Genomic DNA, 13,228 nt, shown 5'->3' with positions numbered 1-13,228 from the left:
GCGCTTGGTAGGTCTTTGGCACAGGAAACGAAGCGAGATGAATCTAAAGCAGCTCGACCTTTCCAGACGTACGATCGCCCTCGCCGCGGCCCTCATCGGCACGGTGTCGCTGGTGATCGGCGCCCATGCTGCTCTCAACATGCGTGCGATCGATGCCGCCAAGGCGGTCTCGACCGATCAGATCACCGGTTCGATCGGCCAGAGCTCGCGCCTGGCGCTAGTCATCGGCAATGGACATTACCCCGACGCCAGCGCGCCGCTGACGCAGTCGATCAACGACGCCCGTGCGCTGTCCTCGTCCCTGCGCAAGAACGGCTTCGACGTCGACATGGTGGAAGATGCGACCCGCGACGACATGGTCCGCGCCGTGAGCCGCCTGAAGTCGCGGATCACCCGCGACAGCGTCGTCATGCTGTTCTTCGGCGGCTACGGCGTGCAGGCCGGCCGCGAGAGCTACATGCTGCCGGTCGATGCCGTGATCTGGAAGGAAAAGGACGTCCGCCGCCAAGGCGTGTCGATCGAGGGCGTGCTCGAGATGATGAAGGAGCAGGGCGCCAAGGCCAAGCTCGTCGTGGTCGACGCCTCCCGCCGCAATCCCTACGAGCGCCGCTTCCGCTCCTACAGCCACGGTCTCGCGCCGATCAGCGCGTCCGACAATGCGCTCATCCTCACCTCCGCCTCGCCCGGCAAGGTCGTCGACGACGGGAAGGGCGAGCACAGCGTGCTGGTCAGCGAGTTCCTCAACAACCTCAGCAAGCCCGGCAGCGCCGAGAGCGTCTTCAACAAGACCCGCCTCGCCATCTCCCGCGCCAGCGAAGGCGACCAGGTCCCGACCGTATCGTCGTCGCTGCTCGAAGACGTCCGTTTCGGCGAAGCCGGCGGTTAGTTCGCGGCTCTTGTAGGGTGGATTAGCCGAAGGCGCAATCCACCGCTTCTCTCGCGTCAGCTTGGAGAGCAAAGAGGTGGGTTACGCCTTCGGCTAACCCACCCTACGACGTTGCTCCTACTTCGCCGCTTCCGCGCTCGCCATCACGGGACGCACCGGATCGCCTTCGCGCAGCAAGGCACCGGCGCGGGCGACGACGACGTCGCCCTCGCTGAGGCCGTCGCGGACCTCGATATTGCCGCCGGACATCAAGCCGACCTCGACACGCTTGGTCTCGACGCGGTTGCGGCGGATCACCTGCACCACGGTGCCGGCGGACGAATATTGCACGGCGGTCAGCGGCACCGCCACGTTGCAGCTCTGCCCGGTCTTGATCAGCGCGCGCCCGCTCCCATTCAGCAGCAGCCGCTTCTGCGAGGAGATGCCGATGTAGACCATGCCCTGCTGGATGTTCGGCTCGACGGTCGGTCCGATGCGGCGCACCTTGCCGCTGATGTCGCCGCCACCTGGGATCCGCACGGTGGCCTGCTGATTGACCGCGAGCTTGCGCACATCGGTGGTGGCCACGAGGCCGACGAGGTCGTACTCGCTGCGCGCCACGATCGTGAACAGCGCCTCGCCCTTGGCCGAGGCGAAGTTGCCGATCTGCGCGGTCGAGGTCGCGATCACCCCCGCCACGGGCGCGGTGACCTGAAGCGTGCCGCCTTCGGGCAGCGCCAGCCGGGCCAGCACCTGGCCGGCGGTGGTGGTGTCGCCGGCTTCCGCCAGCACGTCCGTGACCTTCAGGCCGGGCCGCTCGGGCCGCACCGAGGTTTCCTCACGCGCGATGATCGTGCCGGTGGCTTCGACGACGTCGGAGAAGCAGGATTTCGCGACCTTCAGCACCGTGACCGCCGGCCCCTTCGGCGCGTCGTCATCGGCGGCGCCGGCCGGATGGGGGCTGAGGACGAGCAGGCCGGCGACGGCTGCGGGGCACAGGTTTCGAACAACGGCGCGGGGCAAATGACGCATCGGAAATTCCAATTGGGTAAATTCCACTTGGGCTATGCCTCCAATCGATAGCAGATGGCCGCCGCCCGCACTACGGCCGCGTCGTCCCGAATCAGGACGCCGTGCCGCCGCCGGCAGTCGCGGCAAGCAAGTCTTTGACAAGCAAGTCTTTGATGAGTCGCGGGATTGGAGAACAGGTTCGCTCCGAAGAGCTCGAGTCGCGCGCGGCGGGCGTCAGCGGCGCCGCTCACCCACCGGCTTGCCGCTGGCCCGCTCGATCAGATGCAGCCGCGTGCAGGCCGGACACGACACCGACACGTGCGTGCGATCGCTCGGCTCGTCGGTAAGCCGATGCTGCACGTTCAGGCCCGTCTGGGGGCATTTGAAGACAATCTGCCGGTCCATGACCGAGATATGGCGCCAAGCCGGGCCTCGCGAAATTACGGATGTTTACGTAGGTCGGCGATGGCTCCTCACGGCAGTTTCAGGAACTCGACCCAGTTCGGTTTCTTGCCGGTGGGGTAGGATTTCAGCTTGGTCAGCGCGCCGCTGCCCTGGTCGATGGCATGAACCGTCATGCTGTCGGAGAGCTCGCCGACCGCGGCGAGATAGCGGCCGCTTGGATCGACCTGAAAGCCGCGCGGTTGCTTCTCGGTCGGCACGCTGCCGATCGTGGTCAGCTTGCCGCTCGAGCCATCGACCCTGTAGGCGGTGAGCGTGCTGGTGGTGCGCTCGGAAGCGTAGAGGAAGCGGCCGTCCGGCGTGATGTGGATGTCGGCCGCCCAAGGTTTTCCCGAAAACCCTTCCGGCAGCGCGGTGGTGCGCTGGATCTCGTCCCACGCGCCGCTCCTGGCTTCATAAGTGAAGGCCGCGACATCGCCGTTCAGCTCGTGGAGGAGATAGACGAACTTGCCGCCGGGATGAAACACGAAGTGCCGCGGCCCCGATTTCTCCGGCACCTTGCGCCCCGGCGGGTCGTTCGGCGTCAGCGTGCCGGTCGTGGCATCGAATGCGAAGGCCAGCACCTGATCGGAGCCGAGATTGGTCGCAAATGCGAAGCGGTTGTCGGGCGAAGGCAGGAAGGCGTGCGCGTTCAGCCCGGTCGGGATCACCTGCTTGGGCTCGCCGGCAACCCCGTTGCCAAGCAGCGGATTCAGCGCGACCTTGTTGCCGCCATAGGAGGCGCTGAACAGGTACTTGCCGCTGCGGTCGATGGCGATATGGGCCATGCTGTCCGCGAGCGGTCCGTTGCCGAGATGGCTGAGCTCGCCCGTCCTGGGATCGATCGCAAAGCTCACCGCGAGAGTGGGCTGCGAGCGGATTCCGGCAATCAGCGTACGGTGGTCGGGCGTGATCGCGAGCGGTGTCGAGGAGCCCGGCTTTTCGACGCCCTTGAAGGCGGCCGTCTGCACGAGCGTCATCTCGCCGCTCTCGCTCATCTTGAACACGCTGATGTCGTTGCTGTCGGCATTGCCGACATAGGCGAAGGTTTCGGCCATACCGGCACGGACTCCAGAAATGAGGGTAAGCGAAGCGAACAGGGCGGCGGCGATCGCAGCGCGTGGCGCGCGCGATGCGATGCGTCGGATCGGTCTCGACATCGGTCTCGACATCGGTCTCGACATGGGCTCCTCCTGAAAGCCGGCTCGCGGCATTATCGTTTTTGCCGCGAGCATAGCGGGCGGAGCGACGCCGCACCAAAATCCAATGGGGATCGATCGATGCCGAAATCGCATCGGTCGCGGGATGCCGGGTCAGCGCGCCGCTGCGGTTCGGGAGGGCAGACGCAACCCGGACGGCTGGTCCGGCGGCCCGAGCATAGTCCACACGGTGATCGCGACCAGGGCGGAGGTCATGAGGGTCCAGAGGATGAGTCGTTTTCGCATCAGGCCAATCCATCGGTGCAAGCCGCGAGGCCAAGGGCCGCGTCAGCGATCCTGCACTGCAAAGAGCGGCGGTTCTATGAGGCCGTTCACAGGGCGAAAACGGCCGATGCTGTCGCGAACCAATGCGCTGCGAACGCATTGAACCGACATGTCCCGCGCAAACGATCTCGAAGGCAAGCCCGACATGGGCGGCAAGCATGGCGGTCAAGCCGGCCAGCCCAAGCTTCCGCCGCGCCCGCACGAGGGCGAGCGCGATGCGGATGTCGTGGCAAAGCGCCACACCGGCCAAACCGATCGGGCGGCGCCGCCGACCAAACCAAAATAGTTCCTTGCCGCCGCCCTCGCGGCAGGCCCCGCGCCGGGAAGGGCGGCATCGCTCTGCCGTTAGCTCGGGGCGCGAGAGAGGGAAAAGGGAGGCTGGCTCGTGTTTTGGATCTGTTGGAACACCGCCTGGTCGCTGATCATCAGCGGCATCATGGTCGCCACCATCGTCAGCCACCCCGACGCCGAATTCGCCGAAGTGCGGGCGGCCCGACAATCGATGTGAGCTTCTCTTACCTTGCCGAGCCCGTTCCGGATCACGTCATGCTGCCGGGCATGAAGCAGCGGATCTTGGGGCGGCCGTTGACGTAATAGGGCCAGACCATGGTGCGCCCGTCGTCGAGCGCCGTGCCGTCGGCGTCGGCACAACAGGGGTGAGGCCCGACTGTCGAAGCGCCGCTCGCGGACGCTTTGACCGCACTCGGCGCCGCCAAGTCTCAACCAGCGGTTGGCGGGCCTTGGAACGCTCTGGGCTTCGATGCGTTCAAGCTGATTGCGTAGGCGCCCGCCTGCGGCACGTCGGGGCTATGTATGTCGAATGTCGAGGAATTTCCGCTCTCTGCCCGCAAGCTGACCGAGTTCGAGGCCCTGGTAGCGGCGGCTCCGGGTGCGCTCGAGGCCATTCCGGGCGCGGTCTATGTCTGCGATAGCGAAGGCGGGCTCGTGACCTACAACCGCGAAGCCGCGGAGTTGTGGGGCAGAACTCCAGAGCTTGGTTCCGTCGAAAAGTTCTGCGGGTCGCATCGTCTCTACAGGATGGACGGCACCCTGCTTCCGCATTCCGAGTGCCCCATGGCCAATGCGGTCCGGCTCGGCCTCCCCGCGCGTAACACGGAGGTCATGATCGAACGGCCGGACGGCTCGCGGATCACTGCACTCGTGAACATCCGTCCCCTGCGCGATCATGCCGGCCGCATCCAGGGCGCAATCAATTGCTTTCAGGACGTTTCAGATCGCAAGAAGATCGAGGAAGAGGTTCGTGCAAAGACCAAGGATCTCGAGGACTTCTTCGAGAACAGTGCGGTCGGACTCCATATCGTGGGTGGCGACGGCATCATTCGCAGGGCCAATCAGGCCGAGCTCGATCTGCTGGGCTACAGCGCCGAAGAGTATATCGGTCACCATGTGGCCGAATTTCACGCGGACGCCCCCGTCATCGGCGACATTCTTCACCGACTCTCCTGTGGCGAAAGGCTGGACCGCTATCCCGCCCGCCTGCGCGCGAAGGACGGCTCGATCAAGCACGTATTGATCACCTCCAACAGTCGTGTCGAGCACGGCAAGTTCGTCAGCACGCGCTGCTTTACAACTGACGTCACCGGGCTGCACGTGGCCGAGCTGGCGCGCGAGGCGAGCGAGACTCGCCTCGCTGCAACCTACCAAGCGGCCAAGGTCGGCATCGCCGAGGCCGATGAACATGGGCGGCTGCTCCGGGTCAACGATTATCTGAGCGAGATCACCGGGAGATCCCGTGAGGAGCTGCTGGGGATGAGCTTTTCCGACTATACTCATCCCGACGATTGCGCCGCGGATCTTGCCCTCTATGAGCAACAGGTCCGTGGCGAGATTCCAAGCTACACCTGCCGCAAGCGCGCCCTGCGCCCCGACGGCAGCGTGCGTTATCTCGAGATCTTCAGCTCTTCGGTCACGGACAGCGCGGGACGCTTCCGCTACGGCGTTCGCGTCAGTCACGACGTCACGGAAGCCAAGCGATTGCAGGATCGGATTCGCGAGAGCGAGCAGCATATGCGCGATCTGCTCGAGGCGCTGCCCGCCGCACTCTACACCACCGACGCAAACGGCCGCATCACCTTCTACAACAAGACCGCCGTCGAGATGGCCGGGCGCACGCCGCTGCCCGGCGACGAATGGTGCGTGACCTGGAAGCTCTATTGGCCCGACGGCACGCCTCTGCCGCACGACCAATGTCCGATGGCGATCGCGCTCCGGGAGGGGCGGCCCGTGCGTGGAGTGGAGGCTGTTGCGGAGCGACCGGACGGCACGCGCGTGCCGTTCATTCCCTATCCGACGCCGCTATTCGATTCGGGGGGCAGGCTGATCGGTGCAGTCAACATGCTGGTCGACATCACCGAACGCAAGCGCGCGGAAATGGCGCAAACCCTCCTGATTGATGAGCTCAATCATCGCGTCAAGAATACCCTGGCGATGGTGCAATCGCTCGCCGGCCAGACCGCGCGCCATACCAGCAGTCTGGACGACTTCAATCGAACCTTCGAGGGACGGTTGCTGGCGCTCTCTCGTGCGCATGATCTCTTGACCGAGCGCAAGTGGCAGGACGCGCCGCTCCAGCGGCTCGTCGAAGACATCACGGCGGCTGTTGCGGAGGATGGCCGGATCAGGATGGAAGGTCCCCCCGTCGCGCTCAATGCGCGCTCGGCGCTCAGCTTTACGATGGTTCTCAACGAGCTCCTGACCAATGCGACAAAGTACGGTGCCTTGTCGGCGCCGGATGGGACGCTCTTGATGCGATGGAGCCTGCGGAATGCCGGGCACGGCACCATTCTCGATTATGAATGGGTGGAATCCGGCGGGCCGAAAGTCACGCCGCCCATGCGCCGCGGCTTCGGCACGCGGCTGATGGAGCGCTGTGTCGAGGCGGACCTCGGCGGCGAGTTCGATCTCGCCTTCGAACCGGGCGGCGTGCGCTGTCGCATGTCGATGCCGGTCACGGGCACTGTCGGATCGAATTGATTCGCGCGATCCATGGCTGATCTCTGGATGACAGCATATCGAGCTCGCTTGCGAGCGCGATGGCTTCTTTCACGTCCGGCATGACGAGCCCTTCACGGAGCCTGCCGACAACAGGCACAAGCAGGTCCACCGCCTGCTCAAGCTTGTCGGAATCTCGCCAGAGGCGGGCCAGGCTGACGGCTGTCCGCAGCTCCCACGAGCGGGCATTCTGTCCGCGCGCGACTTCCAGCGACTGCACGAACAATTCCTCGGAGTCGGCCGCTGGTCCGGCATGGGCCCGGATGAACTCCCCTTGCAGGCGGTAGATCTCCGCCAGATAGAAGTGATCGCCCGTCCTCTTCGCGACCGTCAAGGCACCATCGAGCGCGCGCAAGGCCGCTTCCGACAGACCGGCCCTCGCATAGCCTTGCGCGAGGAGGCATCTGAACCAGCAACTGGCGAGCCAGGAATTCTGCGCCTCATAACCCTCGACGCCCGTGCGCATTTCGCTCAGACCTGCATCCATGTCCCCGAGCTCGGTCAGCGCCCATCCATGCAGAATGGTGGCCTGTTGCTTCCAATGCAGAAAGCCGTGTTGCGATGAAATGGTCATCGCGCGGCTGGCATAATCTCTGGTGCCCGTGACGTCGCGCAGATGCTGACAAAGGTACGCGCCAAACACTTGCGCGAATGCCAGCGTAAAAGGATGGCGCATTTGCTCGGCATCGGAAATCGCCTGCTCGCTGTGCTGCCGCGCGGTGTCGGGCTGCCCCAGGAACCATAGCAGGTATCCGAGGTACGACATCGACATGACGCCTGGATTGAGGAGCCTTTCCGCCGAACCGCGATGCAGAACCGGATCATCGAGTTCGATGGAGCGACGAAGATGATGTTGCGCCGCCAGAAACCGCCCGCGGTAAAGCATGGTCGCCGCGATCGACCTGTGGGCCTCCACGAGGTACAGCGTCTGCTTCGACAGCAACTCGCTCGGGCGTTCCCGTTTGGCGAATTTCAGGAGTGCGGCACTCAGACCATGCGCCTTGGTCAGGTCAGCCCGAATGAAGTGGTGCATCCAAAGGCCTCTTATCGCCGCTAGCACCTTGTCTTCATCATCGAGCTGCCGTCCGAGCTCGAGGCTCGGGCAAAATTGTCTTCCACCTCCTGTGTGCCGTAACCTTTGGCAGCGATCAGCGCGTTACCCAGCGCAATGCGAAGCTCCAGCTCCATTTCATCGCGGTCGGGCATCTCGGGACTGCCGAGGACGACCGCTAGGCCACGGCGCAGGTGGCCGATCGCTTCCAAATAGGCTCCCAACCTTGCGGCGTGCCTGCCGGCCTTGATCCAGGAAGCTGCAGCCGGCTGGCTTTGATCGGATTCGGTCAGATGATAGGCGAGAAGCTCCGGCTCGCGCTCGGTCTTTTCCGGATAGTTCTGAGCCAGCACCGACGCGATCCGCGCGTGGAGCCGTCTCCTCTCGCTGCGCAACAGGCTCGCATGCGCTGCATCCTGGATCATCACGTGCTTGAACGAGTAGAGCGCATCCGGCGGATGGCCCAGCCGGACGATCAGCCCTGCCTCCTCCAGGCGATCGAGCGCCGCCTCGATCTGGTCGGCTGGTACGGAGGCGACAGCGTTCAGCATCTCGTAGGAGAACTGCCGGCCGATGGTGGCTCCGATCTGTGCGACCCTCTTGAACGGGCCCAGCCGATCCAGACGCGCCATCAGCGAATCCATCAGCGTCGCCGGGATTGCCAGCGGTCGCCACGAACCGGAGAGCACATAGTTTCCGCGTTCCTCGGTCAGAAGGTCGCTTTCGAGAACGGCTTTGGTCAGCTCCTCGACGAACAGCGGCACGCCGTCGGTCTTGACGATGATGTCCTCGACGACTTCCTTCGGCATTTTGCGGCTGCCGGCAACCCGCTCGACCAAGGTCGTCCGCTGCTGCCGGCTCAGCCTGTTCAGCACCAGCGTCGTGATGTGAGAGTGAGCGCTCCAGCTCGGCTTGAATTCGGAACGGCAGGTGATGACGACGAGAATGGGCGTGTACTGGACCCGCTCCACCAGCAGATCGATGACCTCCCGGGATGTCGGATCGATCCAATGGGCGTCCTCGAAGGCGATCACCAGCGGCTGATCGTGCGCGAGGCCCAGGAGATGATTGATGAGGGCGGAGACGATGGCGTCCTTTTGCTGCTGCGGCGACAGATCGAGCGGAGGATAGCGACCTCCGGTCGGGATCGACAGCAGCGCCGCAAAGAGCGGCGTCATCTGCTCGATGTCGCCATGCGCGGCCGCAACGGTCCGCTCGAGACTCGACAGAGACGAGGCCGAAGCATCGTCGCGGTCGAGGCCCAGGGCAAATTTGAGCTGCTCGATGAAGGGATGGAACGCCGTCGAGCTGTAGTAGGGCGAACACTGGAACGAGACATGCCCGTGCCGATCCCCCGCAATCCGCACGAAGATTTCCTGGACGATGCGCGACTTGCCAATGCCCGGCTCCCCGAACAGCACCACGACTTGGCCGTCGCCCGCCTTGGCCTGCTCCCAGCGGCCGAGCAGAACCGTGATCTCGTCGTCGCGATCGACGAGTGGCGTCAGCCGGGAGCCGATGGCTGCGGCAAAGCGGGTCTCCACGCGCGACGGCCGTACCACATGCCACGCCTGTGTTCTTCCGGCTATGCCCTTGAGTGCATGGACCCCGAGATTGCGATAGTCGAACTTTCCCTTCAACAGCGACTGCGTCGACGACGAGATGACCACCCCGTTCGGCGGCGCCAGGCCCTGCAATCGCGCCGCCAGATTGACGGTCTCGCCGACCGCGGAATCGCGCTCCTCGGTCCCCTGGCCGACCAAGTCGCCCACGACCACCAGTCCCGTCGCGATGCCGATCCGGACGGCGGGCGCATGGTTGAGCGCACCCAGCGGCTCGATCGCGGGCGCGGTCGACAATGTCCGCACGATCTCGAGACCAGCCCGCACCGCTCGCTCGGCATCGTCCTCATGCGCCTTCGGGTAGCCGAAATAGACCAGGATGCCGTCGCCGACGAAGCGGGCGGCAAATCCTTCATAGTGTTTGACCACACCCACGCAGGTTTCGCGAAAGCTCGCGATCATGTCACGCACGTCCTCGGGATCGAACTGTGCGGAGAGCGCGGTGGAATCGACCATGTCGCAGAACATCGTGGTGAGCTGGCGACGTTCCGCAACGATTGCCGTAGCGGGCAATGTGTGGCCCGCGGCTGGCGCGGCCATTCCGGAAAGGGACGCCGTTGCACGCTGAAGCCGCTTGCGGTCTCCGAGCGGCAGTCCAATCTGTGCCAGATCCGGTTCGGTCAGGTGGGGCAGGATGTCGAGATCGATGCGATGGCGGACGAAGAGGTCCGTGTATTGGCTGAGCCCAACGCTTTCAAGCCAGTGTCTCAGACGCTCCGTCCCCGTCCTCGACTCATCATTCGGCATGCAGAAATCCCTGGTTCAAATTGCGCTGAGTGGCTCCAAAATGCCTGTGGTTTGCGCTTGGATTGGGACTCGATGCGACTCTTCGTTGCGGCGGCCAATGGAGGCAAACCATCGGCATTTTGAGCGTTTCTTGCCCGCGTCTCGAAAATGAGGCGGATCGGCGGCTCACCATTTCGACGAGCCAGGTGCGCAGAATTCAATGAATTGATAGCTGTCGGTCGCTGATTGTCAAATCGCCGCACGACCTCGAACCAAACACTCAGCGGCGCCGCTTTCCTCGCAGCGGACATCCGGGCCAGACGTGGCGTCGCCGGCTAGGCCGCGACCGCCTGCGCCGCCAGCAGCTGCTTCAGCTTCGTCGCCGGTACCGCCGGGCTGAACAGCCAGCCCTGCATCTGGCTGCAGCCGAGCTGGCGCAGCACCTCGGCTTGCGCTTCGGTCTCGACGCCTTCGGCGGTGGTCGCCATATGGCGCGCGGCGGCCATGCGCACCACGGCCTGCACGATCGGCGAGGAGTCCTCGGACTGACCGATGTCGCTGATGAAGCTGCGGTCGATCTTGATCTTGTCGAACGGGAAGCGGTGCAGATAGCTGAGCGACGAATAGCCGGTGCCGAAATCGTCGAGCGCGATGCGCACGCCGAGCTCGCGCAGCTGCTGCAGGATCGCCAGCGCCTCCTCGTCGTCGCGGATCAGCACCGTCTCGGTGATCTCGAGCTCGAGCCGGCCCGGCGCGAGCCCGGACTCCGCGAGGGCGGCGGCGACCTTGAGCGCCAGCGTGCGCGAGCGGAACTGGACCGGCGACACGTTGACCGCGATATGAATCCGGCCCGGCCACGAGGCAGCCTCGACGCAGGCCTGCTTCAGCACCCATTCGCCGATCTCGCCGATCAGGCCGGTGTCTTCGGCGACCGGGATGAACTCCGCCGGCGAAACCATGCCGCGCTCGGGATGGCGCCAGCGCAGCAAGGCCTCGCAGCCGGTGACGACATTGGCGGTGAGGTCGACCAGCGGCTGGTAGTGCACCTCGAACTCGCCGCGTGCGAGCGCCTGGCGCAGATCGAGCTCGAGCTGGCGGCGCTGCCGCGCCTTGGCGTCGTATTCGGGCACGAACAGGCGGAAGGTGCGGCGGCCTTCCGACTTCGCCGCATACATCGCCAGATCGGCGCGCTTGAGCAGATCGTCGAGATTGTCGCCGTGGTCGGGCGCGACGGCGATGCCGATGCTGGCATCGGTCGGAACCTCGTGCCCCCTGCAATCCACGGGTGCGCGCAACGCCTTGAGGATGGTTTCCGCCAGTGCCGTCAGCTCGGCCGGATCGGAGGTGCCGGCCTTGACGATGGCGAATTCGTCGCCGCCCAGCCGCGCGACCATGTCGTTGCCGCTGACGCAGGCGCGCAGGCGGTTCGCCACCTGGCGCAGCAGTTCGTCGCCGACCTCGTGTCCGAGCGAATCGTTGACGCCCTTGAACTCGTCGACGTCGATATAGAGGATCGCGAATGGCTTGCCTTGCGCGAGCTCGGCGACGCGGCGTTCCAGATGCCCGCGCAGCAGCACGCGGTTGGGCAGATCGGTGAGGGCGTCGTAATGCGCCAGATGGGCGATGCGCTCGTCGGCGCGGATTCGCTCGGTGACGTCGTCATGGGTGGCGAGCCAGCCGCCGGCAGCGGCCGGCTGGTTCTTGATCTCGATCAGGCGGCCGTCGGCGGTTTCGACGATCGCGCTCTTGGTGCGGCCGACATTGCTCAGGATGTCGTCGCAATAGGCCTCGACGTCGCCCTCGAACGAGCCGGTGTCCCGGCGGTGCCGGATCACGTCGCGGAAGTGGACGCCGGGCTTCACCACGGCGACAGAGAGCCCGTACATCTCGATGTAGCGGCGGTTGCAGACGATCAGCCGCTCGTCCTGATCGAACATCAACAGGCCTTGCGTCATCGTGTTCATCGCGGTGTCGAGCCGCTGCTTCTCGAGCGACAGGCGGTGCGTCACCTGGCGGAAGATCAGAAACAGCGTGAGCACCAACAGGCCGATCGACAGCGCGGCAATGGTGACGAAGAATTTCGTCTGTGTGCGCCAGGTCGCCAGCGTCGCATCGAGCGACTTGGTCGCGACCACGACCAGCGGCTCGCCGGTGAGCAGGCGCGAGGCGACGATGCGGTCCTTGCCGTCGATCGGGCTTGCGAGCTGGGTGGTGACGAAGGTGCGCTCGAACACCGCCATTTGCTCCAGCGTGCCGGTGCGGAAGTTCTGCCCGATCATCGCTTCGACGTGTGGAATGCGGGCGAGCAGCTGGCCGTTCTGGTGGTGCATCGCGATCGAGGAATCCTCGCCGAGCCCGGTCGAGGCGAAGAAGGATTCGAGCTGCTCGGGCGTGATCGCGCGCGAGACCAGCCCGAGGAATTCGCCGTGCGGGCCGGAGATGCGCCGCGCGAACACGATCGCCGGTCCGTTGCCGAGCCGGCCGGGCACGACCTCCACTTCCTCTTGCGCAGCCGGATCGTCCTTGAGACGGTTGAAATAGCCGCGATCGGCGATCGAGATATCGGCGACCGGCCATTGCCGCGACGAGTTGATCAGCACGCCCCTGGAATCGAACACATTGGCGCCGGCGACGTCGGACCAGCCGCTGGCTTTCGCGCGCAGCACCTCGTGCACGGCGAGCGTGCCCATCTCGCTGCGGAAGATTTCGGCGGACTGGATGCCGTGGCTCTCGAGCTCGGCGATGATGCTCTTCTGCAGCACCGCAAAGTCCTCGAACTGCCGGTCGAAATGCCGGGCGAGCATGCGGACGGCGTTTTCCAAGCTGTCGCGGCCGCTCTCGATGGCATTCTGCCGGAAACGGTCGACCGTGAGCGCGGTGCCGATGGCGGTCGCAAGCATCAGCACGAAGCCGCCGGCGATCAGCCACGTCAGCGGCGCTCCGCGCCAACGGCGGAGCAACGCGCGCGTTCGCGCGGTCCATCGGATCGATGCGCCCATCCAGCCCTCCCGTGGGA

At 65.0% G+C, this 13,228-nt stretch carries 10 protein-coding genes and 1 pseudogene; 4 read left to right on the top strand and 7 right to left on the bottom strand.

What is annotated here, in order from left to right; translation table 11 throughout:
• Nucleotides 1–37: 37 nt before the first annotated feature.
• On the top strand, nt 38–886 hold the full coding sequence (locus tag I6F31_RS31230) for a caspase family protein (RefSeq protein ID WP_036015927.1): 849 nt from the start codon (nt 38–40) through the stop codon (nt 884–886).
• 117 nt (nt 887–1,003) lie between these two features.
• On the opposite strand, the gene I6F31_RS31225 is transcribed toward I6F31_RS31230, so the two are convergent.
• From I6F31_RS31225 to I6F31_RS36570, 4 genes are all read right to left on the bottom strand, one after another.
• On the bottom strand, nt 1,004–1,897 hold the full coding sequence (locus I6F31_RS31225; protein WP_036015950.1) for an HlyD family efflux transporter periplasmic adaptor subunit: 894 nt from the start codon (nt 1,895–1,897) through the stop codon (nt 1,004–1,006).
• Between the two features lie 213 nt (nt 1,898–2,110).
• Nucleotides 2,111–2,281 carry a hypothetical protein gene (locus I6F31_RS31220; protein WP_167361671.1) on the bottom strand — a complete coding sequence of 57 codons (171 nt, stop codon included), beginning with the start codon at nt 2,279–2,281 and terminating at the stop codon, nt 2,111–2,113.
• 68 nt (nt 2,282–2,349) lie between these two features.
• Nucleotides 2,350–3,375, bottom strand: coding sequence for a lactonase family protein (locus I6F31_RS31215; protein ID WP_225114569.1), 1,026 nt, complete (start codon nt 3,373–3,375; stop codon nt 2,350–2,352).
• Between the two features lie 255 nt (nt 3,376–3,630).
• Entirely contained in the window at nt 3,631–3,762 is a 132-nt protein-coding gene (locus tag I6F31_RS36570) for a hypothetical protein (protein WP_260345447.1), read from the bottom strand.
• Nucleotides 3,763–3,910: 148 nt separating this feature from the next.
• Between I6F31_RS36570 and I6F31_RS31210 the strand changes: the two genes are divergently transcribed.
• Together I6F31_RS31210 and I6F31_RS36565 are read left to right on the top strand one after the other, a co-directional pair.
• Entirely contained in the window at nt 3,911–4,087 is a 177-nt protein-coding gene (locus I6F31_RS31210) for a hypothetical protein (protein WP_156447317.1), read from the top strand.
• A 99-nt stretch (nt 4,088–4,186) separates the two neighbouring features.
• Nucleotides 4,187–4,309, top strand: coding sequence for a hypothetical protein (locus I6F31_RS36565; protein ID WP_260345449.1), 123 nt, complete (start codon nt 4,187–4,189; stop codon nt 4,307–4,309).
• Between the two features lie 31 nt (nt 4,310–4,340).
• Here the strand turns inward: I6F31_RS36565 and I6F31_RS31205 are convergent, their stop codons facing one another.
• Nucleotides 4,341–4,517 carry a hypothetical protein gene (locus I6F31_RS31205; protein ID WP_225114568.1) on the bottom strand — a complete coding sequence of 59 codons (177 nt, stop codon included), beginning with the start codon at nt 4,515–4,517 and terminating at the stop codon, nt 4,341–4,343.
• 97 nt (nt 4,518–4,614) lie between these two features.
• Between I6F31_RS31205 and I6F31_RS31200 the strand changes: the two genes are divergently transcribed.
• Complete coding sequence (locus I6F31_RS31200) at nt 4,615–6,795, top strand: PAS domain S-box protein (protein WP_225186619.1); 2,181 nt, start codon at nt 4,615–4,617, stop codon at nt 6,793–6,795.
• Here the strand turns inward: I6F31_RS31200 and I6F31_RS31195 are convergent.
• Both I6F31_RS31195 and I6F31_RS31190 read right to left on the bottom strand, forming a co-directional pair.
• Nucleotides 6,770–10,233 (bottom strand): annotated as a pseudogene (locus tag I6F31_RS31195) (AAA family ATPase). The gene I6F31_RS31200 and the pseudogene I6F31_RS31195 overlap by 26 nt on opposite strands.
• 314 nt (nt 10,234–10,547) lie before the next feature.
• A complete protein-coding gene (locus tag I6F31_RS31190) occupies nt 10,548–13,211 on the bottom strand; it encodes an EAL domain-containing protein (RefSeq protein WP_225186618.1) in 2,664 nt (887 codons plus the stop codon).
• Between the last annotated feature and the right edge of the window lie 17 nt (nt 13,212–13,228).

The sequence above is a fragment of the Bradyrhizobium sp. NBAIM01 genome (assembly GCF_020194115.1).
Lineage (GTDB): Bacteria > Pseudomonadota > Alphaproteobacteria > Rhizobiales > Xanthobacteraceae > Bradyrhizobium > Bradyrhizobium yuanmingense.
Note: the sequence above shows the minus strand (reverse complement) of the source record. Positions and strands in the feature narration are given on the sequence as shown.